Below are 25,467 nucleotides of genomic sequence, written 5' to 3' on the forward strand. Positions count from 1 at the left end.
ACTGCGATAGCAAGCCCGGGCTTCTCGTTTTCATGACCCAGCCGAGATAATGACGGGCACTACGCCATCACCCGTAGCTGACGGCCGTGATTTCGTAGCGCTTGATGCCATTGGGCGCCTTGAACTCGAAACTGTCCCCGGCGCTTTTGCCGATCAAGGCACGCGCGATGGGCGACGAAACGGCAATAAGACGCTGTTTGATGTCGGCTTCCAGGTCACCCACGATCTGGTAAGTCACCGCTTCACCGCTGTCCTCATCTTCCAGCGCCACCGTCGCGCCGAACACGACCTTGCTTCCCGCACTCAGGCGCGATACGTCGATCACTTCGGCGGTCGACAACGCGGCTTCCAGCTCGGCAATGCGGCCTTCGATAAAGCTCTGCTGTTCGCGCGCGGCGTGATACTCGGCATTCTCCTTGAGATCGCCATGGGCACGTGCCTCGGCGATCGCCGCGATGATCTTCGGGCGTTCGACCGATTTCAGCCGATCCAGCTCGCCTCGCAAACGCTCCGAACCGATTTTGGTGATGGGGGCGCGACTCATGCGCTCAGCTCCTTGTGAAGTTCCTGCAGGCTATGGACTTCGCCGGTGTCGTGAAAATCCAGCGAATGCACCAGCGCACGCGCGCCTGCGACCGTGGTGGAATACGTAACGCGATGCTGCAAAGCCTCGCGCCGGATCGAGAACGAGTCGGCAATCGCCTGCTTGCCCTCGGTAGTGTTGACGATATAGACGATCTCGCCGTTCTTGATCAGGTCGACGATATGCGGCCGGCCTTCAAGCACCTTGTTGATGCGCTCGCACGCTACACCATGCCCGGTGAGATAGCTTGCCGTACCGGATGTAGCGACCAGCGTGAAACCGCGCAAGGCGATGTCCTTGGCCACCGACAGCAGGCGATCCTTGTCGGCATCGCGTACCGAAACAAACACCTTGCCCTTCGGCGGCGTCTTGATGCCAGCCGCATCGTGACCGCGCGCAAACGCGGCGCCGAAGCTGCGGCCCACGCCCATCACTTCGCCGGTGGAACGCATTTCCGGACCCAGGATCGGGTCGACGTTCTGGAATTTCAGGAACGGGAAGATCGCTTCCTTGACCGAGTAGTAAGCCGGGATCACTTCACGCGTGGTGCCTTGCGCGACGAGACTGCGCCCGGCCATGCAACGTGCGGCAATCTTGGCCAGCGGCACGCCGGTCGCCTTGGAGACGAACGGCACGGTACGCGAAGCACGCGGATTCACCTCCAGAATAAACACCGTGTCGCCCTGAATGGCGAACTGGGTATTCATCAGGCCCACCACCTTCAGTTCCTTCGCCATCAGGCTGACCTGGCGGCGCAGTTCGTCCTGAATGGCCGGCGTCAGCGAATAGGGCGGCAGCGAGCACGACGAATCGCCCGAGTGCACGCCGGCCTCCTCGATATGCTCCATGATGCCGCCGACCAGCACGTTACCGTCCTGATCCGCAATGATGTCGACGTCGACTTCCACCGCGTGATCAAGGAAGCGATCCAGCAGCACAGGTGAATCGTTCGAGACTTGCACCGCTTCGCGGATGTAGCGCGACAGATCGGCATCGTCGTACACCACTTCCATCGCGCGGCCGCCCAACACGTAGCTCGGACGCACCACCAGCGGATAGCCGATCTCGCGCGCCAGCGCCAAGGCTTCGTCGGCGTTGCGCGCAGTGCGGTTCGGCGGCTGGGTCAGGCCCAGCTTGTTGATCATCTGCTGGAAGCGCTCGCGGTCTTCGGCCAGGTCGATCGAATCTGGCGAGGTGCCGATGACCGGCGCACCGGCGGCTTCAAGCGCGCGCGCCAGCTTCAGCGGGGTCTGGCCGCCATATTGCACGATCACACCCTTGGGCTTCTCGAGGTCGACGATTTCCAAGACGTCTTCCAGCGTCAGCGGTTCGAAGTACAAGCGGTCAGACGTGTCATAGTCAGTCGACACGGTTTCCGGATTGCAGTTGACCATGATGGTCTCGAACCCGTCTTCGCGCAGCGCCAAGGCGGCGTGCACGCAGCAATAATCGAATTCGATACCCTGCCCGATACGGTTCGGACCACCACCCAGCACCATGATCTTGTTGCGGCCGGTCGGATTGGCCTCGCATTCTTCCTCGTAGGTCGAATACATGTAGGCGGTAGTGGTGGCGAACTCGGCCGCGCAGGAATCCACGCGCTTATAAACAGGACGCACGCCGAGCGTACGACGCAGATGACGGATGGCGGCTTCATCGGTCTTGATCAGCTCGGCCAAGCGCGCGTCGGAGAAGCCCAGGCGCTTGAGTTCGCGCACGCGTGCGGCGTCAAGCGCAGTGATGCCCTGCTCCTGAACTTCCTTCTCGGTCAGCACGATGTCTTCGAACGCAGCCAGGAACCATGGATCGACACGGCTCAGCTCGTGCACTTCTTCCAGGCTCAGTCCAGCGCGGAACGCATCGGCCAGATGGAACACGCGGTCCGGACGCGGTTCGCGGAGTTCGCGCTTGAGCGTGGCCAGGCCGTCTTCGGTACCAATATCCAGACCGGTCGGATTCAGGCCGGTCTTGCCGATTTCCAGCCCACGCAGCGCCTTCTGCAGCGACTCGTGGAAGCTGCGGCCAATCGCCATCACTTCGCCCACCGACTTCATCTGGGTGGTGAGGCGCGCATCGGCCTGCGGGAATTTTTCGAAGGCGAAACGCGGGATCTTGGTGACGACGTAATCGATGGTCGGCTCGAACGAGGCCGGGGTAAGACCGCCGGTGATGTCGTTCTTGAGCTCATCCAGCGTGTAGCCCACGGCGAGCTTTGCTGCGATCTTGGCGATCGGGAAACCGGTGGCCTTGGAAGCAAGCGCAGACGAACGCGACACGCGCGGATTCATCTCGATCACCACCACGCGGCCGGTTTCGGCATTCACGCCAAACTGCACGTTGGAGCCGCCGGTATCCACGCCGATCTTGCGCAGCACCGCGATGGATGCATCACGCAGACGCTGGTATTCCTTGTCGGTGAGCGTCTGCGCCGGTGCGACCGTGATCGAATCGCCGGTATGCACGCCCATCGGATCGAGGTTTTCGATCGAGCACACGATGATGCAGTTGTCCGCCTTGTCGCGGACCACTTCCATCTCGAACTCCTTCCAGCCGAGCACGGATTCTTCCACCAGCACTTCATGCACCGGGGACAGTTCCAGGCCGCGCTTGACGATCTCTTCGAATTCTTCGCGGTTGTAGGCAATGCCACCACCCGAACCACCGAGCGTGAAGCTGGGGCGGATGATGGTGGGATAGCCGACGGTGGCCTGAATCTCCACCGCCTGCTCGAACGACCTGGCCACCGCGGCCTTGGGACATTCCAGGCCGATGTCGGACATCGCCACGCGGAACAGCTCGCGGTCTTCCGCCATGCGGATTGCTTCGCGCGATGCGCCGATCAATTCCACGCCGTACTTTTCGAGCACACCGTTGTCGGCAAGATCGAGCGCGCAGTTGAGGCCGGTCTGGCCACCCATCGTCGGCAGCACCGCGTCCGGGCGTTCCTTGGCGATGATGCGTTCCACCGTCTGCCAGTTGATCGGCTCGATGTAGACGGCATCGGCCGTCTCCGGATCGGTCATGATCGTGGCAGGATTGGAGTTCACCAGGATGACCCGGTAACCCTCTTCCTTCAGCGCCTTGCATGCCTGCGCGCCGGAGTAGTCGAACTCGCAGGCCTGGCCGATGACGATCGGACCCGCGCCGATGATGAGGATGCTCTTGATATCGGTACGCTTGGCCATCTCAGCGGGCCTCCTGCATCAGCTTGGCGAAACGGTCAAACAGGTAACCAATGTCGTGTGGCCCTGGGCTTGCCTCCGGGTGACCCTGGAAACAGAAGGCCGGACGATCGGTGAGCGCAAAGCCCTGCAGTGAACCGTCGAACAACGAGGTATGGGTGACACGCACATTCGACGGCAGCGTTGCACCGTCCACCGCGAAGCCGTGGTTCTGCGAAGTAATCAGCACGCGGCCATCATCATGGTCTTTCACCGGATGATTCGCGCCGTGGTGGCCGAACTTCATCTTCAGTGTCTTCGCGCCCACCGCCGCGCCCATGATCTGGTGACCGAGGCAGATGCCGAACAGCGGGATCTTCGCAGCGAGGAATTCGCGCGTGGCGGCAATGGCGTAATCGCAGGCAGCCGGATCGCCGGGACCGTTGGAAAGGAACACACCATCGGGCTTCATCGCCAGCACGTCGGCCGCCGGGGTCTGTGCCGGCACCACGGTAATCTCGCAGCCGCGCTCGGCGAGCAGGCGCAGAATATTGCGCTTCACGCCGAAGTCGTAAGCCACCACCTTGAAGCGCTTGGCCGGTTGATTGAACGTTGTGCTGTCGAGGTTGTACACACCCTCGCTCCAGCCGTACGGCTTGTCGACGCTGACCACCTTGGCCAGATCCATGCCATTAAGACCAGGGAAGGCGCGCGCCTTGGCCAGCGCGGCGTCGACGTCGATCGACTCGCCAGCCACGATGCAGCCGTTCTGTGCGCCTTTGTCGCGCAGGATACGGGTCAGGCGCCGCGTATCGATGCCGGCGATGGCCACGATGCCGTGGCGCTTGAGGTAATCGGGCAGGCTCTCGCTGCTGCGCCAGTTACTGGCCCGGCGCGGTACATCACGCACGATCAAGCCGGCGGTATGCACCGCAGCGGATTCTTCATCCTCGGCGTTGCAGCCGGTGTTGCCGATATGGGGATACGTCAGGGTCACGATCTGACGGGCATAGGAAGGATCGGTGAGGATCTCCTGGTAGCCCGTCATCGCTGTGTTGAAAACCACCTCGCCGACGGTCTCACCAGTCGCGCCCACGGCTTGGCCGTGAAACACGCTGCCGTCTTCGAGGGCAAGCAGAGCGGAAATGGGCATGGGGGCCGCCTTTTAGGTGCAGCAAAGTCCGCAAGCCGCGTCGAAGCAGGCTTGTGGACCTTGGGTCAAAGAAAGTCTCGGGCGGGTTGAAATGATAGGTGGCAAGACGCTTTCTGTCCACCGCAACGGATTGTGAAAAATGTCACCACGCCCTACCAAAGCTGCGGTCTCGCGCTAGACTGGCAGCCACTTGGCCGGACAAGCTACGAAACTTCATGAATGCAACCGTTCTGCTTGATCCCATCCGACTCGATCGCCCGGATACGGACGTACGGCAGCAACCTTTTCCGTTCATGATCGCGCACGGCCAACTGCCCGACGAAGCACGCAGCGGCCTGGAGCGGGACTTCCCCAAGTACACCAGCGCCGGCTTCTTTCCCTACGACCCGGTCGACTGTGGTCCGACGGTGAACACGCTCGTCGCGCAGATGACCACCCCGGCCTTTGCCAGCGCCATCGGCCGCTATCTCGGCATCGATAACCTGGGCCAGTACCCCACGCTGGTGACCCTGTGCCGTGCTCTGAACAAGCGCCACGGCACCATCCATACGGACAGCCGCTCCAAGGTCGCCACCGCCCTGCTCTACTTGAACACGCAGTGGCCGGATACCAGCGATGGCTGCCTGCGCTTCCTGAACAAGATCGACAACATCGACGATCTCGCGGCACCGGAATTGAAGCCGCTTTACGGAGAATTCGCCGTATTCAAGCGCTGCGAGAACTCCTTTCACGGCCACCTGCCCTACGAAGGCGAACGCCGCGTGATCCAGGTCGCCTGGCTTACCAGCGAAGAGGAAAAGCTGCGCAAGACCAAACGCGGGAAATTTTCGCGGGCGTTCAAGAAGCTGTTCGGCGCCATCGATCGCAAGGTGGGTGCAGGCCGTGACCGCAACGCGTCACACAAGACACGCGACGACTGAGCGGCGCGCATCAAGAAAAGTGCGCGGGTAAATTCCGGCAGACATAGCTGCTGCTAAGCCAAAAGGCTCCAACCCACGTACACGGCAAACACGCCGTACAGCAAACCTACCGGCACCAACGTGCGCCCATCCACGTTGCCGCGATGAAACAGCCGCCACAGATAGATGATCGCGATCGTGGTGATGATGCCCGACGCAATCAACGGTTTGTCGAACATCCACGGCGTGGCGAACAGGGCCAGCGCACTGGGAACCGTCGCCTGAATCATCATCGCACCTGAAATATTCGCCAACGCCAGACGCTCCTTGCCCTGACGAACCCAGATCAGCGCATTCATCGTCTCGGGCAATTCTGTGGCCACCGGGCTCAACACAAGCGCAACCAGATGCGGCGGCAGATGCATCGCAATGCCGATCGTTTCAAGCTGCGACACAAAAATGTGCGACGCAATGGCAATCACCAGCAGTGACAGCACGGCCTGTGATGCAACGGCGATGAACGACGGTGTGGCGGCGCGCGGCTGGAACTTCAGTGGCTCAAGCGCCTCTTCAACCGACGTGTCATCTTCATGCGTCAATTCGCGCCACACATACAGCGCATAGGCAGTGAGAAACAGCACGCCCAGCCAGGGTTTTAGCGCGAACGCAATCAATCCCAAGGCGCATTTCACGACAAAGATCGACAGGAACCACACCTGATCGCGCGCCAACCGCGACTCACCTGCTTGCACGCGGGCGTCGTTGCGACCCAGCTTGCGGCAATTGATCCACAGCGCCACGCCGACCACGGCATAGGCAATGGTGGCGAGCACCAATGGCCCGCCCATCGCCGCACCCACGCCGATATCGCGAACCTCCGGAGTTCGCCCTGTGATCACGGCAACAAAGGTGACCGCACTTTCCGGCAACGCCGTACCAAACGCCGCCAGCACGGTACCCGTGGCGGTCGCGCCGAGATTGAGCTTTTGCCCCAGCCACTCAATGCCGTTGACGAAATACTCGCACGCCAGATAAATGACCCCGGCGGACAGCAGGAACAGCAGCAGCGTAGAGAGCATGGAGCATTCCGGGCCGGGCGAGCGAAAAAACCAATGGCTCACGCACACTGCTCGCCCGGCCTGGGTGAGTTGTGTGGTGGCCAAAGGTCTCGCCGGACCATCGCAGGCAGTGCAGCTGCGATAACTGTTCGCGCCATGAAGCATCAAGGCTTCAAGTATGTTGACGCGAACTCCTCAAGGCATCACCTGGCGGTTGAATGCGCTGAGGATGGCTACTCCCCAATGACGTTGCGGCGCATGGTACAGGCGCAAAGGTCTGCGGACAAGCCGCCGGTCATCCATGCCTATGGGTACGGCCGCGCTCCTGCAACATGCTGTCAATGCTGTAGGCACCTGGCTTGCGGCCCGCCAACCAGGCGGCAGCCTCCAGCGCACCGCGAGCAAAGATCGAGCGATCCGTGGCGCGATGGCTGAGCTCCACCCGCTCACCCTGACCAAGCAGCAAAGCCGTGTGCTCGCCGACCACATCGCCACCGCGCACCACCGCAAAGCCGATGCTGCCACTACGGCGTGCACCGGGACGCCCCTCGCGTACGAACACGCCATCCTTGGCCAGCGTGGTGTCGCGCGCATCGGCCGCGGCATGCCCCAGCGCGAGTGCCGTACCGGATGGCGCATCTTCCTTGCGGCCATGATGAGCTTCGACAATTTCCAGATCCCAGTCTGGCAAGGATGCAGCAGCTTCACGCAGCAAGCGCGTGAGCACGGCGACGCCAAGGCTGAAATTGGCCGCCTGCAAAACCGCGGCATGTTTCGCAGCTTCATCCAGCTGCGCCTCCAGCGAGGCATCGATACCGGTGGTTCCGGTTACCAGGGCGATGCCATGAGCCGCGCAATGCGCCAGCGCACTGGACAGACCCTGCGGACCACTGAAGTCGACCACAACGTCGACAGCTGGCGCGGCTTCCCAGCCATGTGAGTAGCGCGCTGATGTCGAGAGTTCGCTGAAAACCGGGATGCCGTCATGTTCCGAGCCAGCGGAAACGACCGCATGCACCAGTTCAAAACGGCGGTCTTCACGCACCAGCGCGAGCAAAGCCCGGCCCATGCGGCCGGAGGCGCCGTTGATGGCAAGACGAATGGCATGCGTCATTGTGTGTGCTTCCTTGAGCTTTTGTCTCCCTATCCTCTTGGTGGATAAGGCATGGGGTGACGCCAATCTATTTGACAAACCACTTATCGAAGTGACGCCTGGATGAGACATCTTCGCAAGATTGGCCCCTCACCCCAACCCTCTCCCCGGAGGGGAGAGGGAGTAAGGCGACGTAGAAGACTCAGGACGTTACACGCGACCAGAACTGCTTTACGCCATCCACCCAGGTCTTGGCGCGCGGCGTGTGCTGATCGGCATTGCCGTCGGCAAAGGTGGCTTCCAGTTTCTCCAGCAGATCGCGCTGCTCACGAGTGAGGCGTACCGGGGTCTCCACCACAACCCGACAGATCAGGTCGCCGGTGCGGCCGCCGCGAACGGATTTCACGCCGCGCCCGCGCAAGGTGAATTGCTGGCCGGTCTGCGTTTCGGGCGGAATGATGATGCCTATCTCGCCCTCCAGCGTGGGCACCAGCAACTCGGCGCCCAGTGCGGCCTGCGCAAAGCGAATCGGCAGTTCGCAATAAAGATTGCTGCCGTCGCGTTGAAAAATCGCATGCTCCCGCACGCGCACTTCGACATACAGATCGCCTGCTTCAGTGCCGGTGGGACCCGCCTCGCCCTGCCCGGTCAGGCGAATGCGATCGCCATTGTCGACCCCGGCCGGAATGCGTACCGACAGCGTGCGCGTTTCTTCCAGACGGCCTTCACCATGACATTGCTTGCACGGCTTCTCGATCGCACGACCACTGCCCGCGCAATGCGGGCACGTCTGCTGGATGGAGAAAATGCCGTTCTGCATGCGCACACGGCCGTGCCCGTTACAGGTCTTGCACTGCACCGTCTTGCCATCTTCCGAACCGCTGCCGTTGCAGTGATGGCAATTGACCTGCGTGGGAATATCGAACTTCTTCTCGACCCCGAATACGGCTTCTTCGAGATCCAGTTCCATGATGTAGCGCAGGTCCGCGCCGCGGCGCGCACGCCCACGTCCACCGCCGCCAAAAATGTCGCCGAAGATATCCCCGAAAATATCGCCCATGTCGCCGAAGCCGGCGCCACCACCGCGACCACCCATGCCGCCTTCAAAAGCAGCATGGCCGTACTGGTCGTACATCGAGCGCTTCTGCGTGTCGGACAGGACTTCGTAGGCCTCCTTGGCCTCTTTGAATTTTTCCTGCGCGTGCGGATCGTCCGGGCAACGGTCCGGGTGGTATTTCATCGCCAGGCGACGAAAAGATTTCTTCAGCTCGACCTCGGTAACCGAACGTTCAACACCAAGGACTTCGTAATAGTCACGCTTGCTCATGTTTGATCCGCGATTCAATCCGTCGATCGGGGATAAACCAGATCGCCGCCACCGTGGCATAAAGTAGACACGACACCCACGGCGCCACGAACGCCAGCAGGATGCCCCCCAGATACATGGCGACGGCAACCCTGCCTTTCCAGTCATGACCGACCGCCTGCGCCAGCGCGGAGGTCTTGCCGCCATTCGCATCAATCAGGCAGTACTGGAACGGCCTCCAGGCGATGGCGCACATCAACAGCACAAAGCCGTATACCGCCACCGGAAGCCGCGCAAAGTGGTTCTCGCCCATCCAGCCGGTCGTCACCGGCATCAGCGACAACCAGAACAGCAGATGGAGGTTGGTCCACAGCACGCCGCCGTTGACCCTCTCGGAAGCATGCAGGAAATGGTGATGGTTATTCCAGTAGATGCCGACATAGATAAAGCTCAGCACATAACTCAGGAATACCGGCCACTGCTCGACGAGCACGTCCCAACCGTCGCCGTGCGGCACCTTCAGCTCCAGCACCATGATGGTAATGATGATGGCGAGTACGCCATCACTGAAGGCTTCTAGCCGCCCCTTGTCCATGGCCCACCCTCCAAAGGCAACGAGCGCCCCGAGGGGCGCCCGCTTCAGACGTCAACCTGTGATCAGGACGACTTACCGTCGTTCTTGACCTCGGTGAACTCGGCATCGACCACGTCATCCGGCTGGGCGGAGCCGCCCGGGCCCGGGCCATGCTGTGCGCCCGCGTCGGCCGGACCACCCTGGGCAGCGGCGTACAACGACTGCGCCACCTGCTCCAGCTTCTGGATCTTCGACTCGATCGCAGCCTTGTCGTCGCCGTCCTTCACCTTTTCGAGATCCGACAGCGCACCTTCGATCGAGCTGAGCTGATCGCCCGGCACCTTGCCGCCGTGTTCCTTCAGTGCGCTGCGCGTGGCATGCACCAGCTGATCGGCCTTGTTGCGCGTAGCGACAAGCTCGTGGAACTTCTTGTCTTCTTCCTTGTTGGCTTCAGCGTCGGCAATCATGCGCTGGATTTCATCATCCGACAGACCCGAACCGGCCTTGATCTCGATCTTCTGTTCCTTGCCGGTCTTCTTGTCCTTGGCCGACACGTGCAGGATGCCGTTGGCGTCGATGTCGAACGTCACTTCGATCTGCGGCATGCCGCGCGGAGCTGCGTCAATGCCGGAGAGGTCGAACTTGCCCAGCGACTTGTTCGCATTGGCGCGTTCACGCTCACCCTGCAGCACATGCACAGTGACCGCGGTCTGGTTGTCGTCGGCGGTGGAGAAGATCTGCGAAGCCTTGGTCGGCACCGTGGTGTTCTTCTCGATCAGCTTGGTCATCACGCCGCCCATCGTCTCGATACCCAGCGACAGCGGAGTCACGTCGAGCAGCAGCACGTCCTTCACCGAACCACCGAGCACACCACCCTGGATCGCCGCGCCGACGGCCACGGCTTCATCCGGGTTGACGTCCTTGCGCGGCTCCTTGCCGAAGAAGTCCTTCACCGACTCCTGCACCTTGGGCATGCGGGTCTGACCACCTACCAGGATCACCTCGTCGATGTCGGAGACGCGCAGACCGGCGTCATTGAGCGCGGTGCGGCAGGGTTCGATGGTCTTCTTGACCAGGTCCTCCACCAGCGCTTCCAGCTTGGCGCGGGTGAGCTTGATGTTGAGATGCTTCGGACCGGAGGCATCGGCCGTGACGTACGGCAGGTTCACTTCGGTCTGGTGCGAGGACGACAGTTCGATCTTGGCGCGCTCGGCGGCATCCTTCAGGCGCTGCAGCGCCAGCGGATCCTTGCGCAGGTCGATGCCCTGATCCTTCTTGAACTCTTCGATCAGGTAGTCGATGACGCGCATGTCGAAGTCTTCGCCACCCAGGAAGGTGTCACCGTTGGTGGCCAGCACTTCGAACTGCTTCTCGCCGTCGACTTCGGCGATCTCGATGATCGACACGTCGAACGTGCCGCCACCGAGGTCGTACACGGCGATCTTGCGGTCACCGCCCTTCTTGTCCATGCCGTAGGCCAGCGCGGCCGCGGTGGGTTCGTTGATGATGCGCTTGACGTCCAGACCCGCAATGCGGCCGGCGTCCTTGGTCGCCTGGCGCTGACTGTCATTGAAGTAGGCCGGCACCGTGATCACCGCTTCGGTCACCGTCTCGCCGAGGTAATCCTCAGCGGTCTTCTTCATCTTCATCAGCACCTTCGCAGAGATTTCCTGCGGCGCCATCTTCTTACCGTCGGACGTCTGCACCCAGGCGTCACCGTTTTCGTGGGCGACAATGCCGTAGGGCACGATGTGCAGGTCTTTCTGCACTTCGGCATCCGTGAACTTGCGGCCGATCAGGCGCTTCACCGCGTAGAAAGTGTTCTTGGGGTTGGTAACGCTCTGACGCTTGGCAGGTGCGCCGACCAGTACTTCGCCGTCCTTGGTGAACGCCACGATGGAAGGCGTGGTGCGATCGCCTTCCGCGTTTTCAATCACCCTGGTGGTGCTGCCATCCATGATGGCAACGCACGAGTTGGTCGTGCCCAGGTCAATGCCGATGATCTTGCCCATATGTGTGCTCCGGAATCTCGTAGGCGGCCCCTCGGCCGCGAATGAATATCAGATGGGGCTTTGCTGAAAAGCGTTCAATATCAGCTAAACCACACGGTACTGAATTTGCAGGTGCCGTTCAGTCGTCCTTGGCCACGGCCACCAATGCCGGGCGCAGCAATCGATCGTTCAACACATAACCTTTCTGCAGCACGGTGACCACGGTGCCCGGCGCCTTGCCCGGCGCTTCCACCATGCTCACCGCGTGATGACGTTCCGGGTCCAGCGGCTGATCCAGCGGATCGACCTGCACCAACCCGTTGTTGCCAGCGATGCGCAACAGCTCCTTCAGGGTGAGGCTCATGCCTTCACGCACCGAAGCCACATCACCGCCTTCCACCGAAAGTCCACGCTCCAGGCCGTCGTAAATCGGCAGCAGGTCGTTGAGCAGCTTTTCATTGGCGAAACGGCGGGCCTGCTCCAGATCGCGATGCAGGCGGCGGCGCTGGTTTTCCAGTTCGGCCTTTTCGCGCAGCACGACTTCGCGCAACTCCTTGTTGCTTGCCTCAAGCTCGGCAAGCTTGGCCTTGAGGGCCTCCAGCTCGCCACCTGAAGCGGAGGTCTGCGCGCCGCTCTCAGGTGCCTCGTTCGGCGACGGTGAATCGCTGTTATGCATGAATAACTCCAAACATCATCCGTGGTCGGTACAGGTACCAACCTCCAAAAACTTGCGGGCTAAAGAACCTGCCTACGGGTTCCGCGTAGCTCACGTTGTGATTGAGCAGCCCTCAGATGGTAGCGTGTAGCGCAGCGTCTGAGTCACTCCACTCGCTACCAGATGGCGGCTGCTCGATCGCAACCCTCCGGGCCGGGTTTGTTTGCCCCGGGGTTTGTGCCTCGCTCAGTCGTGTATCGACATACACCGCTTCGCGCCTCCTTACCCCGCTACAAACGCCCCCAGGCGCAGGCTACGCAGAAACCCTAAGCAGGTTCTACCGCCTCCCTGGGGGTTTATAAGGCCGTAGCGGCGCGATTCAAGGCTTCGCTGAGCAAGCCTGCCGTGGCCTGCACCACCGGGATGACCCGCTCATACGCCATCCGGGTTGGGCCGATGACCCCCACCGCCCCGAGCAATCGGCCCTGCGCACCGTAGCTGGCCGTCACGACACTACAGCCATCCAGCGCAGCGAAGCCCGACTCCTCACCGATGAATAATCGCACGCCCGGCGCTTTTGCACAGACTTCCATCAGCTGTAGCAGCTCGTTCTTTTTCTGGAAGGCCTCGAACAGCTCGCGCAGGCGATCCAGATTGGCCAATTCCGAATAGGCCATCAGGTTGGTCTGGCCGCTGACCAGCACATCCTCGTTCTGCGGCGCGAAGGAGGCGGCGGCCAGTTCCACCGCGCTGGACAGCATCTGATGCAGCTCACTGCTGGCTTCGCGCAGTTCGCGCAGCAGATGTGCGCGGATGTCGTCCACGCGCAAGCCGACGAAATGCTCATTGATGTAGTTGCCGGCTTGTTCCAGCTCACGGCTGCCCAGCGGCTTGGCCAACTGGATCACGCGGTTCTGCACCTGGTTGTCTGAAAACACCAGGATCACCAGTACCCGCGCATCCGGCAGCGCCACGAAATCGATATGGCGCAGTGGAAAATCGGTCTGCCGCGGCACCGTGACGACCCCTGCAAAATGGGTCATGGCCGACAGCAACGCCGAGGCGTTGCCCATCAGATCGCGTACCGTCGTCGGGCCGGGCGGCAGCTCGCGCTGCAGGCGCACCATCTCCTCACGCGGCAACGGCTGCAGTTCGATCAGGCTGTCCACGAACAGGCGCAGGCCGCGTGGCGTGGGAATACGCCCGGCCGAGGTATGCGGCGAGGCGACCAGGCCGGCTTCTTCCAGGTCCGCCATGACGTTACGGATCGTCGCCGGGCTTACATCCAGCCCGGACGAACGTGACAGCGTGCGCGATCCCACCGGTTCGCCATCGGCTAAATATTGCGCAATCAGTGTGCGCAATAGACGCCGGGCGCGAATGTCGAGGTCGTGGTGGTTGGGCATGCGCTGTGGCAATCCGTGAGACGCTAAACAAATAAGGTTTGAGGGGTAAGAATGCAAGAAAGCGGGGCTAGGGTTTAGAGGGCAAGCCTGGGAGGCGTCGACGACGCGCCGGGGCAGACATACGAACTTCCGCTCTGGCTACCTATCACTGGCCCCTCGTTCCTCCCCCGGCTCTCACCTTACAATCGCACGAAACACTGCCGCCCTCACCCATGCTTACCTCTCTCTACGTCCGCCATCTCGCCGTCGTCGAACAAGCAGACATCAGCTTTGGCCCGGGCCTGACCGTGGTCAGCGGCGAAACCGGCGCGGGTAAATCCCTGCTGGTCGATGCCCTGATGCTGCTGGCCGGCGCCCGCGCGGACAGCGGTATCGTGCGTGCCGGCAGCGATCGCGCCGAGCTGGTGGCGGAGTTCGATCTGAAGGACCTGCCCGATGCCCTCAACTGGCTCAGGCAGGAGGAGCTGGACGAAGACGGCGCTTGCCAGCTGCGTCGCGTGATCCGTGCCGAAGGCAGTTCGCGCGCCTGGATCAATGGCCGCCCCGCCACCATCGGCCAGATGGGTGATCTCGCCTCGTTGCTGGTCGAAATCCACGGCCAGCACGAGCATCAGGCGCTATTGGAGCGCGCGCACCAACTGAACTTGCTGGACGCTTACGCCGAAAACGACAAGCAAGTTGCCCAGGTCCGTGACCTTGCCGTGCAATGGCGCGAGATCGGCGCACGCATCCGCAAATTGAGCGGCGGCGACGATCGCGAGCATCGCCTCGAACTGCTGCGTCACGAACTCTCCGAGCTGGAAAAGTGGGCGCTGCCACCCGCCCAGCTGGCCGAGCTGGAGGCCAGCCACAAGCGCCTGGCCAACGCCAGCAAACTCACCGAAGGCATCACCGGTGTGGTCGAACTGCTCGATGGCGACAGCGAATTCGCGCTGCGTCAATCGCTGGGCCGCGCGCACGCCGAACTGGGGCGCCTGGCTGCGCTGGATGACCGGCTGGCGCCGATGCTGGAACTGCTCGACAACGCACAGATCCAGCTCAACGAAGCCGTCGACAGCCTTGAGCACTACGCACAGGACGTCGATCTCGATCCCGAACGTTTTGCCGAAGTCGACACCCACCTCACCCGTCTGCACGAACTTTCGCGCAAACACCGCTTGCCCGCCACCGAACTCGACGACAAGCGCAACGCTGTGCAGGCCGAACTGACCGAACTGGAAAACGCGGGCGACGCGCTCGAACGACTCGGTGCACAACGCGACCAGTTGCAGCGCGACTATGCCAAAGCCGCCGAGGCGCTGAGCAAATCCCGCCAGGCTTCGGCCAAGAAATTGGGCAAGGAAGTCAGTGCACTCATGGGCGAACTGGGCATGGCCGGCGGCATCCTGCAAGTCACCCTGGAACCCGCCGAAAACGACGATCCGGATCCGCAAGGCCGCGAGCGCTGCGAGCTGCTGGTCAGCGCCAATCCCGGGCAACCGCCCCGTGCATTACGCAAGGTTGCCTCCGGTGGCGAACTCGCCCGCATCAGCCTTGCCATTGAAGTCGCCACGCTAGGCAAGGACACCATTGGCTGCATGGTCTTCGACGAAGTCGACACTGGCATCGGCGGTGCCGTCGCTGAAGTGGTTGGCCAAAAACTGCGCGCGCTCGGTTCTCGCTGTCAGGTGCTATGCGTAACGCACTTGCCGCAAGTGGCTGCGCAAGGACATGCGCACCTGCGCGTGAGCAAACACAGCGAAGGCAACTCCACCCAGACCCGCATCGAATCCCTCAATACCGAGGGGCGTCGCGATGAATTGGCGCGCATGCTGGGCGGCGTAGAAATCACCCGCGAAACCCGGGCCCATGCCAAGAAGATGCTGGAGCAGGCGCAAACCGCTTAGCCATAAACCCGGTTACGTAGGTTGGGTAGTTGGGTAGGTTGGGTTAGCGCAGCGTAACCCAACGGAATTCCATCGAAGCGACAAACATCGTTGGGTTACGCTGCGCTAACCCAACCTACCCAACCTACTGCCATCTGCGCGGTTTCAGCCGCGAATCTGCAAAAGTCCGCGCTCAGTGGCAATCCGGTAAAGGTCCAATTCCGACCCTGCCCCCAGCTTCCCCATCAAGCTGGCGCGATGGATATAGACCGTCTTCTGTCCAATGCCCAACTCCGCCGCCACCTGCTTCGGCGCCCGCCCGGCGGCCAGCAGCAGAAACACTTCATGCTCGCGCGCGGTGAGGCGATCGAACGGATCCAGGTTATCGTGGGGCCGCTCCGCACGCCGCTGGCGCAAATCGGAGCTGAGAAATTGCTCGCCACGCATCACCGCGCGCAAGCCAGCCACCAGTTCTTCCGGCGCCGCGCCCTTGGTCACATATCCGCTCGCGCCGCGGCGCAGCGCTTCGGATACATAAGGTTCGCCATCGTGCATGCTCAGCACCACGATGCGCGTGCCGGTGGCCACGCTGCGCAAGTGCTCGATCAGCGGCAGGCCGCTGCCGTCGGGCAATGACAAATCCAGCGCCACCAGATCCGGCCGGCGCTGACTGATCGCCTCGACCGCGTCATCGGCATTACGACACTCCGCCACGACCTCCAGGTCGGGCTCCATCTGGATAAGCCGCTTGAACCCCTCGCGGACAATGGCGTGATCGTCGACCAGAACTATGCTGTGCATGGCCGCACTGTAGCAGCCTGTACGGCGGACGGAAGCGGTCCACATGTACCATTTCCGGATGCGACTGAAACCCGCCTTTATATTCACCTCCGGTCCACTCCTTGGACTTGGCTACGCCCTGCTCTGGGCCTTGCTCTGGCCGACTGCGCAGCCCGACTGGACGCTGCAATTCGGCCTGCGCTTCGGTGTACTGCTGCTCTCACCCTATCGCTATTGGGGCTGGCTGATCGGTGGTGAATTGATTGCCACCGGGCTGATCGATTACCTGCACGGCTACTCGATGGGCTGGCGCGCGTTCGTCTACGGCGACGTGCCGCAACCGATCGTGGTGGCGCTCTGCCTGGGTTTGCTGCGACGCGCGAACCTGCGCCCCAGCCTGCGCGATCCGGAAGAGGTGTCGCGCCTGCTGCTGTCCGCCGGCTTCACCGTGGTGGCGGCGACCGCCACCGATGCGCTGATGCTGGCCCTGGTCCACCAGTTGCCGCCGGTGGGCCTGCTGCATGCGCTGGGCGATGAACTGCTCGGCAACTACGTAGGCCTGTTATTGCTGGTGCCGCCCTTGATCATGATCTGGCGCGCACGCCCTTCCAAGCAGGAGATGTCCGAGCTGTTGATGGATGGCCTGCTGGTGATGCTGCCGGCCCTGGTTATCCTGCTGATCCTCACCGAACAAGCCGCCCCGCAGCGCGAGTTCGCTCGAGTGCTATCGCTGGCGCCCGTGCTGTTTTTCGCGTTCCGCCACGGCTGGCGTGGCGCCAGTTTGTCCATGCTGCTTTCCAGCCTGGGGATGGCGCTGGTCGATCGTGTGTTCACACACGTCATACCGACCGCCTCCTCACACATGTTTCTCGCCGTCGCCGGCACCGGCGCGCTGATGCTCGGCTCGGCGACCGATGCACTTCGCCGCAGCAGCGCCCGCGTCGCCGAGCAGAACGTCTACCTGGCCGCCGTGAATCGGCGCCTCGATCACCTCGCCCGGCAACTGCGCGATGCCGCACGCGGCAACATGCAGGCCGAAGAAAACCAGCGCCGCCACATGGCCTCCGAGCTGCACGACGAGCTGGGCCAGAACCTCACCGCCATCCAGACCCACGTCAAGCTCGCGCAAAACCGCCTGCAACAAGCGGGACTGGATGACATCGGCACCTCGATCAACAGCATTCTCGGCCATATGCGGCGCGCGCTGCATCGCTTGCTGGATGACCTGCGCCCTGCCGTACTCGACGAATTCGGCCTGATGCGCGCGCTGGACGAAGGCCCGATCCGCGACCTGATGGCCACCGCCGGCATGGCCTACCACACCGAACTGCATGGCGATCCCCGCTTGCTGGAGGAAGACATCCGCACCGCGATCTACCGCCTTGCCCAGGAAAGTGCCACCAACGCGGTGAAACATGCCCAGGCCAGCGAATTCCGCCTGCGCCTGCGCATTGGCGAACGCGCCGGTACCGCCCTCGCCCTGCTGGATATTCGCGACAACGGCATCGGCCTGCCCGAGCGTGTGCCGCGTGGCGGCCGCGGGCTGCAAGGCATGCGCGACCGCGTCACGTCATTGGGCGGATTGTTCCGCTTACGGCCCGATCAACAAGGTGTTCACCTGCGCATATTGTTGCGTAGCACCATTTCCCAGCGCGAAACAAGTGACTTGTGACACTGTAACTAGGAAATTTTCCAATACCGGCCTCGTAAAGGCTTCGTTAGGATCAGTCAATCGATGTGGGGGAGCCGCCATCGCAAGATGGTGAGCACGGGTCGGCCGTGGGGACGGTTGACCCGAAGAATGGCAGGATGCCGTTCTGCCGGAGTCTGGACAAACGCGTGTACCTCGAGCAACTCGGATACACGCAGTCAAGAGACAACGGTAAGCCGTAGGGTGGACAGGAGTCCTCCCGCGGCTTTTTTTATGCCCGAAGGTTTAGTAATGGGCGGTCAAGCGCCAGGAATTGTTAACGCCGGCGGGCTCAGCCGCCCTTCCCGCTACGCTGTTTACTTACGAGGGCCGGCCTTGAGCGGCCGCACATACATCACCAGGCTGTGATCCTGGATCTCGTAGCCATGGCGGGCGGCAATCTCACGCTGCAGGCGCTCGATCTCCTCGCTGACGAACTCGATCACCTTTCCGCTGTCCACATCGATCATGTGATCGTGGTGCTGGCCGCGATCCAGCTCATAAACCGCCTGGCCACCCTCGAAATTATGCTTGCTGAGGATGCCGGCGGCCTCGAACTGGGTCAGCACGCGATACACCGTAGCCAGACCGATGTCTTCCTGGTGGGCCAACAGCTTCTTGTAGACGTCCTCGGCAGTCAGATGCCGCACGCCGTCTTCCTCGAAGATCTGGAGGATACGCATACGGGGATGAGTAACCTTCAGCCCGGCCTTACGGAGTTCCTGAGTTTCCTGCTCCATAACAAGCTCCCGGGTGTACACTGTGGAATCGACCCATAGTGTATCATCCGACACCTTCACGATCCGGATGCACTACGAATGCAAAAGCTGATTCGCACGCTGGGCTTCGCCACGCTGGCACTTTCATTGGCCGGCTGCCATATCGTGTATACCCCCGACGTGGCCCAGGGCAATCTGTTCGACAAGACCATCGACAAAAACCTTGCCGATCAGCTTAAGCCGGGTCTGACCAAGCGCCAGGTGCTGGTGCTGCTGGGCACCCCTTCCGTCGCCACCCCGTTCGACCAGAACCGCTGGGACTACGTGTCCACCTACTCGCACCGTGGCGAGAAAATGAAGATGCAGTCGATGAGTCTGTTCTTCAATAACGACGTGCTCGTGCGCACCGAAGGCAGCCTCTACTTCCAGGATGCGCAGAAGCTGGTCAACCAGAGCAACAAGTACAAGACCAACTACAACGTCAACGACACCTCCGGCGACAAGAGCTCGGGTGGCGGTGACAATGGTGGTGGTGATAGCGGCGGCGATAACGGCGGAGACAGTGGCGGCGATAACGGCGGTGGCGGCGGCGGCTCCAACTGATCGTTACCTGCGTCATGCCTCTACGGAGGCATGACCTGCCCTAGCCCGCACGACGCCGGCGGGCATCCTTCGGATCAAGGCTAAGCGGCCGGTAGATTTCCACCCGGTCGCCATCCTGCAACACATCATCCGGTGCCACGCGACGGGAAAAAATCCCCAGGCGCGAGGGGTCCATATCAACTTCCGGCATCTCCTGCAAAAGGCCGGACTGCTCCACCGCCTGGATCACCGTACTGCCGGCCGGCAGGGTCACTCGGCGCAGGTATTGCCGATCCGCCGTGGCGCAGACCACCTCCACGGTCACCGTCTCAGGTATAGACACGGTCCGCCTCGCGGCAGAAATCATCGACCATGCGAGTGGCCAGCCCCTGAAAGCCCAGTTTCAACGCTGCACCACCCAGACGGCCTGCGTAGTCGAAATCCAGTTCCAGGGCGACCTTGCAGCCATCCGTGCCGAGTGGAATGAAATCCCAAAGCCCGTCCAGGCTACGAAAAGGCCCGTTCACCAGGCTCACCTGCAAACGGCGCGGACGATCGATAACGTTGCGGGTAGTAAAGCTGTGATGGAAACCGGCAAACTTGAGATCCAGCCGCGCCACCAGCATGTTCTCCCCACGCTCGATCACCTCGGCGTTGGCACACCAGCTGAAGCGCTTTGGGTATGCTTCGACGTCATTGACCAAGTCGAACATTTGCGCCGGCGAGTATTTCACCAGAGCGCTGCGGCGGATTTCGATCACAGTAACCCCTTTACAAGAAACCAGCTCAAGCCCGCCCGCAGGAAACCTGCACGGGGCGGCCAGCGCGAAGTTTAACGGACATGGCAAAAGCGAAGGACAAGGACAAGAAAAATGCCGGGGGCACCATCGCGCTCAACAAGCGCGCCCGGCATGAATACCACATCGACCAGCGCTATGAGGCAGGCGTTGCCCTGCAAGGCTGGGAGCTAAAAGCCCTGCGCGCCGGCCGGATCAACTTCGGCGACGGCTATGCCGTGGTACTGAAAGGCGAAATCTTCCTGGTCGGCACCTCCATCCCCCCACTGATCAGCGCCTCCACCCACGTGGTCGCGGTCGACCGCCGCACCCGCAAACTGCTCCTGCACAGGCAGGAAATCGACCAGCTTATCGGCGCCGTGGAACGCAAGGGCTACACCCTGGTACCCATCGCCATGTACTGGAAAGGCAACAAGGTCAAAGTGGAAATCGGCCTGGCGCGCGGCAAGCAGGAACACGACAAGCGCACGAGCGAAAAAGAACGCGACTGGCAGCGCGAGAAACAGCGCACGATGCGCTCGCACAATCGTATGAGCTAGAGCGAAGAAAGAGTGGAGAGGAGTGAGAAGTGAGAGAAGAACCCATCTCGCAAGGCTTTCTCTTACTCCTCACTCCTCTCCACTCTCTCCTATTCAAGGTGTTATGATTCACAGGCTTAAGCCATCTTTTCCCCGGGGGTGTCCTGGCTTCGACGGGGGTAGTGAGATAGCTTGGTGCATGCCGAGGGGGCAGCTTTCCTCGTTAATCCAGCAGCAAACTTATAGTTGCCAACGACGACAACTACGCTCTGGCCGCTTAAGGCCTAGCCCCGAACCCACGTGTGCCTGTGCTAGTGGATGTAGGGTCATTATCACGGGATCGCCCAAAGCTGCCGCCTGCCGGCCAGGGTTAAATCAAGCGGGCTGGTCCTTCGATGCGCCTCGCACTCTGTGCTGTCGCGGGACGAGATTCAACAGTGAGCTAAGCATGTAGTACCGGGCGTCAAGCGCCTTCGGACGCGGGTTCGACTCCCGCCACCTCCACCATCAAAGCAAAACGCCCGGCGAGAAATCACCGGGCGTTTTTCATTTCCGGAACGCGAAGAACGAAAACCTTCGACTATTGCGATCCCCAACTTCGGCTTGATAGCTTAGTCGCTGGCCTAGACATCTAGGCAACGCAGCCGGACAGCTGCGGCCATCCGTTGCCACAGGGGGCACGTCGTGGGTTCAATGACTGGATCTGGCCGGCGCAAGGTTTGTTGCGCCATGCTTTTGTTGCTGATCGCCTTGCTGCCCATTAGCGCTCGGGCAGACATCTACAAATGCAGCAAAGGTGGAACAACCACGTATCAAGACGCACCCTGCGAGGATTCCGACGTACAGGCTACCCACGTCGATGCGCCCGGCTCAAGCCATTTCGTGGGCTGTTTTGCTTCCAGCACCGGCAATAACTATGGCTCATCCGTCGAAGTGCGCGCCAACGGCGCCGGCACGTATCAAATGATTGACGAGCACAATCCTCTGGCGGGAGGCGTCACGCTTAGAGCCGCAACGAATGAGGAACTGAAGTCAGTAAGCGACGGGCTCCACATCCAAATCACCGAAGGCCTCAGCCGTGACACAGGCCGACCGGCCTTAGTGAATGTCTATTCGGTTCGCACGGGATACCAGTACGTAGTGCGCACCACGCCAACTGCAGTAGCCATTTCGCCTTCCAGCCTGTACGGCATTTACCGTGGCACCAGCGCGGAGGGACAGGCCATCACGTTGCTTTACAGAGGCGGCGGCGTGCCGGAATTGGTTATCAAGGGATCTTGTCCGACCTATTGACAAGAGATGGCGAGGTGGCGCGCCTCCTCCAGCATCAAAACAAAAAGCGCGGCGATGATTCGCCGGGCTTTTTGGGTGAGGTCGAGGGACGAAATCCAACAGTGAGCTAAGCATGTAGTACCGGGCGTCAAGCGCGGATTCCGATCAGGGCGAGCAGTGATTCCGCCCCCCTCAACAACCCGCTCGTGCAAAACAAGGATCGACGGCCCGCTGCTGTCAGGTGCCACTGGTTACCTTCTGAAAAGGTCAGTTCCCAACCCGGAGCGGACATCAGCCAACTCAGGAGCGCGAGCTCGATATTTCCAAGGGGAGAAAGGCATGTATCGACGTGGTTTAGCTAGCCGTGGGGGCAATGGAGGCTTATTTGCGCCGCCTGCGTCGCAGATATGAGTTCTTCTTCCCAGACGCTGGAGAGCCATATTTCGAGGATTGAGGCAGATAGCTTGCAATTGGGCAGGGGCGATATACCGATATTGCACAGTTGGGAGTCCAAGGCGATCGCATGATCAAGTACTACCTTCAGCTGGCCCTTCGCAGTCTGCGTCGCAACCCAGTACTCACTGCGCTGATGGTTATAGCGATCGGTTTTGGCGTGGCGTCATCGATGACGACATATGCCGTACTGCATGCCCTATCAGGCGATCCCATCCCATGGAAGTCGAACAAATTGTTCTTTCCCCAGATCGATGCATGGGGGCCCAATCCCCATCGGAATGGCCATGAGCCTGCCGATGCCATGACGTATATCGATGCCGTTTCATTGATGCGCGACCATCGAGCACACCGGCAGTCGGCACTTTACCCGATTGCGCCGACTGTCCGTTCTGACGATCCAGCGCAAAAGTCGCGGGAGGCACCCGGACAAGCGGTAGCTAGCGAGTTCTTTCCCATGCTCGATGTCCCATTTCTGTATGGCAGTAGTTGGGCAGCAGCCGATGACGAACAGCATGCGAAGGTCGTGGTCATCAGCAAAAGCTTGAATCAAAGGCTATTCCGGGGAGTAAACAGCGTAGGTAGAAGCATCCAGCTCAATAGTCATAGTTATCGGGTGATCGGTGTGCTGGGCGACTGGCATCCACAGCCAAAGTTTTATGACTTGGCCACTACTGATGCGTTTGGATCCACCGATCAAGTTTTCCTCCCATTTACGACGGCCACCGATGCTCAGCTCGCTACCAAAAGCGGCTTTTTTTGCATCAATCTTCCCAGCCCTGGCTACGCCGCCATGCTGAACTCAAGTTGTGTCTGGATCGGCTATATGGTCGAGCTGGATACGCCCTCGCAAGTCCGCGACTATCGCAGCTATCTGGACAGCTACGCACGGGAACAGCGGGCCTCCGGCCGCTTCGGTTGGGAGCCGAATAATCGCTTGCGCGATTTGTCGGCGTGGTTAGATTTCGAGCAAGTTGTTCCTGCGCAGACCAAGATGTCCTTTGTCGTGGCGCTCTGCCTTTTACTTGTTTGCATGGTCAATACGGTGGGTTTGTTGCTGGCAAAATTTCTGCTGCGATCTGGCGAAATCGGAGTGCGTCGCGCACTAGGTGCCAATCGCATCGCCATTGCTATTCAGTTCGGCGTGGAAGCGGGCGCGATCGGCGTGACGGGAGGACTACTTGGATTAATGTTGACCTGGTTAGGTATACAAGTGACACGCGCTGCCTTGCCCAGGCAGATCGCCGACCTGGCCCACATTGATTGGTTGCTTCTATGGCAGACGCTACTACTCGCCGTTGTCGCTACCATCCTGGCGGCCCTGTACCCGGTCTGGCGCGCCATGTGCGTGCGTCCGTCCTTGCAGCTCAAGGAAGATTGAGGAGCCACGCATGCCGATGCACCCTATTCTTTCTGCCTTGCGCAGGCACAAGACGGGAACGGTCCTCATTGCTTTGCAGATCGCGCTGACCCTGGCGATCGTCTGCAATGCCTTGCTCATCATCAAGACGCAGTTCGAGCAGATGGGCCGCCCCACGGGGCTCGATGAACACAATCTGTTCGTCGTTGCAACGACACAATCCGGCATCGATAGCAGCACGGACGACGGCAAGTCGACACTCGACGCATCGATTAAAGCTGACCTTGCCGCCCTGCGGCAGCTGCCAGATGTGGTCGATGCCTACGAAACCCGATCGCTGCCATTGACGGGTGGCCTTTGGGGGCTCGGAATAAGGTTGATGCCCAACGGCGCTTATGTCTCGCACACCACCTATTTCCAAGCTGATGAACATACCCTGGCGACCTTAGGCCTGCGACTGGTGGCGGGGCGCAACTTTCGCAGCGATGAGATTGGTGAGGATGATGATTCCGGTGTTCTACAGCCAGCGGTCATCATCGTATCCAAGCACTTGGCAGATAATCTGTTCCCGCGCGGTGAGGCACTGGGCAAGTCGGTTTATTTCACTAGCGCCACAAAACCCAGCACCATCGTCGGCATCGTCGAGCGCATGCAAACAAGTTCAACCTATGGCGGGACCGACAACAGAACATGGGACACGACCTTGATGCCTATGCGCCTGGTGGGCGTATCCCGCTACTACGTGGTGCGCGTCAGATCAGGTCGGCTGGACGCGGCCATGCAGAGTGTGCCGGAAGCCCTGTATGTCCAAGATCCGCAGCGCATCATTCCTGATGGCTCAGACGACAACGATCCAGGCGTTCGCAGTTTCGCGCAGATTCGTTCCGAGGCCTACCAGGGCGATCGCACACTGGCGATGTTGATGGGCATCATCAGTATTATTCTGCTGGCGGTAACTGGCTGCGGCATCGCGGGACTTTCCAGCTTCTGGGTCGGCCAGCGTCGGCGGCATATCGGAGTGCGCCGTGCGCTCGGCGCAACTCGGCGTGACATCGCTCGTTACTTTCTTATCGAAAACGCACTGATTAGCGCTATCGGCATCATCGTCGGAATACTTTTTGCGTTCGAGTTCAACGGGTGGTTGATGAAGCAGTTCGAGCTGGCACGGCTTCCACCAACCTACGTCTTGATCGGCGCGGCAATGCTATTGATGTTAAGCCAGGGGGCCGCTCTCGCCCCCGCATTGCGCGCTGCGCGGATTGCACCGGTGCAAGCTATTCGCTCAAGGTGAAAGGTCAGCTTCTGACCGAGGCTGTGTGAAAACCAGAAACTGGAGTCGCGATCCGCATTGGTTCGCTACGAAGCAGACTCATGTGTATGATTGCGGTCAGGTTGCGATGGCCTGCATCAACTTCGCTACGCCCATGATCTTGATTGCCCGCTTCATGTTGTAAGCCAATACATACAAGCTCATTTCAGTAGCGACCTTTGGCAAGGTTCGCATGAGGAAATGGGTTGATCCCATCCAGGCCTTGAGGGTTCCAAAGACGTG

22 protein-coding genes, 1 other RNA gene, 1 pseudogene and 1 riboswitch are annotated in these 25,467 nt (G+C 60.9%); of the genes and pseudogenes, 9 read left to right on the forward strand and 15 right to left on the reverse strand.

Features of this window, described 5'->3' with window-relative positions:
• Positions 1-67: 67 nt before the first annotated feature.
• From greA to carA, 3 genes are read right to left on the reverse strand one after another with little or no spacing between them, the layout of a single operon-like run.
• Entirely contained in the window at positions 68-544 is a 477-nt protein-coding gene (gene greA, locus ISP19_RS07305; protein ID WP_204680701.1) for a transcription elongation factor GreA, read from the reverse strand.
• A complete protein-coding gene (gene carB, locus ISP19_RS07310) occupies positions 541-3,768 on the reverse strand; it encodes a carbamoyl-phosphate synthase large subunit (RefSeq protein WP_204680702.1) in 3,228 nt (1,075 codons plus the stop codon). The genes greA and carB overlap by 4 nt, the downstream gene beginning before the upstream one ends.
• Before the next feature lies 1 nt (position 3,769).
• Complete coding sequence (gene carA / locus ISP19_RS07315; RefSeq protein WP_204680703.1) at positions 3,770-4,897, reverse strand: glutamine-hydrolyzing carbamoyl-phosphate synthase small subunit; 1,128 nt, start codon at positions 4,895-4,897, stop codon at positions 3,770-3,772.
• A 215-nt stretch (positions 4,898-5,112) separates the two neighbouring features.
• Here carA and ISP19_RS07320 point away from each other — a divergent pair, with 215 nt between their 5' ends.
• Positions 5,113-5,817 carry a 2OG-Fe(II) oxygenase gene (locus tag ISP19_RS07320; protein ID WP_204680704.1) on the forward strand — a complete coding sequence of 235 codons (705 nt, stop codon included), beginning with the start codon at positions 5,113-5,115 and terminating at the stop codon, positions 5,815-5,817.
• A 53-nt stretch (positions 5,818-5,870) separates the two neighbouring features.
• On the opposite strand, the gene ISP19_RS07325 is transcribed toward ISP19_RS07320, so the two are convergent.
• From ISP19_RS07325 to hrcA, 7 genes are all read right to left on the reverse strand, one after another.
• Positions 5,871-6,875: a sodium:calcium antiporter gene (locus ISP19_RS07325; RefSeq protein ID WP_204680705.1), complete on the reverse strand. Its 1,005-nt coding sequence runs from the start codon at positions 6,873-6,875 to the stop codon at positions 5,871-5,873.
• A 1-nt stretch (position 6,876) separates the two neighbouring features.
• A riboswitch (yybP-ykoY riboswitch) is annotated at positions 6,877-7,108 on the reverse strand.
• A gap of 41 nt (positions 7,109-7,149) precedes the next feature.
• The gene (gene dapB / locus ISP19_RS07330; RefSeq protein WP_204680706.1) at positions 7,150-7,968 is read right to left on the reverse strand and encodes a 4-hydroxy-tetrahydrodipicolinate reductase; all 819 of its coding nucleotides are present in this window, start codon (positions 7,966-7,968) and stop codon (positions 7,150-7,152) included.
• A 181-nt stretch (positions 7,969-8,149) separates the two neighbouring features.
• Positions 8,150-9,274, reverse strand: coding sequence for a molecular chaperone DnaJ (dnaJ, locus tag ISP19_RS07335; RefSeq protein WP_204680707.1), 1,125 nt, complete (start codon positions 9,272-9,274; stop codon positions 8,150-8,152).
• Positions 9,261-9,848, reverse strand: coding sequence for a TMEM175 family protein (locus ISP19_RS07340; RefSeq protein WP_204680708.1), 588 nt, complete (start codon positions 9,846-9,848; stop codon positions 9,261-9,263). Before ISP19_RS07340 ends, dnaJ begins: the two co-directional genes overlap by 14 nt.
• Before the next feature lie 62 nt (positions 9,849-9,910).
• On the reverse strand, positions 9,911-11,839 hold the full coding sequence (dnaK, locus tag ISP19_RS07345) for a molecular chaperone DnaK (RefSeq protein ID WP_204680709.1): 1,929 nt from the start codon (positions 11,837-11,839) through the stop codon (positions 9,911-9,913).
• 118 nt (positions 11,840-11,957) lie between these two features.
• On the reverse strand, positions 11,958-12,494 hold the full coding sequence (grpE, locus tag ISP19_RS07350) for a nucleotide exchange factor GrpE (RefSeq protein WP_204680710.1): 537 nt from the start codon (positions 12,492-12,494) through the stop codon (positions 11,958-11,960).
• A 335-nt stretch (positions 12,495-12,829) separates the two neighbouring features.
• Positions 12,830-13,879, reverse strand: coding sequence for a heat-inducible transcriptional repressor HrcA (gene hrcA, locus ISP19_RS07355; protein ID WP_204680711.1), 1,050 nt, complete (start codon positions 13,877-13,879; stop codon positions 12,830-12,832).
• A 212-nt stretch (positions 13,880-14,091) separates the two neighbouring features.
• Between hrcA and recN the strand changes: the two genes are divergently transcribed.
• Positions 14,092-15,765 carry a DNA repair protein RecN gene (recN, locus tag ISP19_RS07360; RefSeq protein WP_204680712.1) on the forward strand — a complete coding sequence of 558 codons (1,674 nt, stop codon included), beginning with the start codon at positions 14,092-14,094 and terminating at the stop codon, positions 15,763-15,765.
• Positions 15,766-15,909: 144 nt separating this feature from the next.
• Here recN and ISP19_RS07365 read toward each other — a convergent pair whose 3' ends face one another.
• A complete protein-coding gene (locus tag ISP19_RS07365; protein WP_204680713.1) occupies positions 15,910-16,545 on the reverse strand; it encodes a response regulator transcription factor in 636 nt (211 codons plus the stop codon).
• A 58-nt stretch (positions 16,546-16,603) separates the two neighbouring features.
• On the opposite strand from ISP19_RS07365, the gene ISP19_RS07370 reads away from it, so the two are divergent.
• Positions 16,604-18,196, forward strand: a complete 1,593-nt coding sequence (locus ISP19_RS07370) for an MASE1 domain-containing sensor histidine kinase (RefSeq protein ID WP_204680733.1) — start codon at positions 16,604-16,606, stop codon at positions 18,194-18,196.
• A 335-nt stretch (positions 18,197-18,531) separates the two neighbouring features.
• Here ISP19_RS07370 and fur read toward each other — a convergent pair whose 3' ends face one another.
• Positions 18,532-18,954: a ferric iron uptake transcriptional regulator gene (gene fur / locus ISP19_RS07375; RefSeq protein ID WP_204680714.1), complete on the reverse strand. Its 423-nt coding sequence runs from the start codon at positions 18,952-18,954 to the stop codon at positions 18,532-18,534.
• A 78-nt stretch (positions 18,955-19,032) separates the two neighbouring features.
• On the opposite strand from fur, the gene ISP19_RS07380 reads away from it, so the two are divergent.
• A complete protein-coding gene (locus tag ISP19_RS07380; RefSeq protein ID WP_204680715.1) occupies positions 19,033-19,536 on the forward strand; it encodes an outer membrane protein assembly factor BamE in 504 nt (167 codons plus the stop codon).
• A gap of 40 nt (positions 19,537-19,576) precedes the next feature.
• Here ISP19_RS07380 and ISP19_RS07385 read toward each other — a convergent pair whose 3' ends face one another.
• Positions 19,577-19,858 carry an RnfH family protein gene (locus ISP19_RS07385; RefSeq protein WP_379946147.1) on the reverse strand — a complete coding sequence of 94 codons (282 nt, stop codon included), beginning with the start codon at positions 19,856-19,858 and terminating at the stop codon, positions 19,577-19,579.
• Positions 19,845-20,276, reverse strand: a complete 432-nt coding sequence (locus tag ISP19_RS07390) for a type II toxin-antitoxin system RatA family toxin (RefSeq protein WP_204680717.1) — start codon at positions 20,274-20,276, stop codon at positions 19,845-19,847. Before ISP19_RS07390 ends, ISP19_RS07385 begins: the two co-directional genes overlap by 14 nt.
• 80 nt (positions 20,277-20,356) lie before the next feature.
• On the opposite strand from ISP19_RS07390, the gene smpB reads away from it, so the two are divergent.
• The 5 genes from smpB (at position 20,357) to ISP19_RS07415 (ending at position 25,206) form a co-directional block, all read left to right on the forward strand.
• On the forward strand, positions 20,357-20,851 hold the full coding sequence (gene smpB / locus ISP19_RS07395) for an SsrA-binding protein SmpB (protein WP_204680718.1): 495 nt from the start codon (positions 20,357-20,359) through the stop codon (positions 20,849-20,851).
• Positions 20,852-20,985: 134 nt separating this feature from the next.
• Positions 20,986-21,337: a transfer-messenger RNA gene (gene ssrA, locus ISP19_RS07400) on the forward strand.
• A gap of 222 nt (positions 21,338-21,559) precedes the next feature.
• Positions 21,560-22,123, forward strand: coding sequence for a DUF4124 domain-containing protein (locus tag ISP19_RS07405; protein ID WP_204680719.1), 564 nt, complete (start codon positions 21,560-21,562; stop codon positions 22,121-22,123).
• A gap of 502 nt (positions 22,124-22,625) precedes the next feature.
• Entirely contained in the window at positions 22,626-23,936 is a 1,311-nt protein-coding gene (locus tag ISP19_RS07410) for an ABC transporter permease (RefSeq protein WP_204680720.1), read from the forward strand.
• 10 nt (positions 23,937-23,946) lie between these two features.
• Complete coding sequence (locus ISP19_RS07415) at positions 23,947-25,206, forward strand: ABC transporter permease (RefSeq protein WP_204680721.1); 1,260 nt, start codon at positions 23,947-23,949, stop codon at positions 25,204-25,206.
• Between the two features lie 96 nt (positions 25,207-25,302).
• On the opposite strand, the pseudogene ISP19_RS07420 reads toward ISP19_RS07415, so the two are convergent.
• Positions 25,303-25,467: pseudogene (locus ISP19_RS07420) on the reverse strand (IS5/IS1182 family transposase); the annotation flags it as partial.

This window comes from Dyella flava (assembly GCF_016904955.1).
GTDB lineage: Bacteria > Pseudomonadota > Gammaproteobacteria > Xanthomonadales > Rhodanobacteraceae > Dyella_B > Dyella_B flava.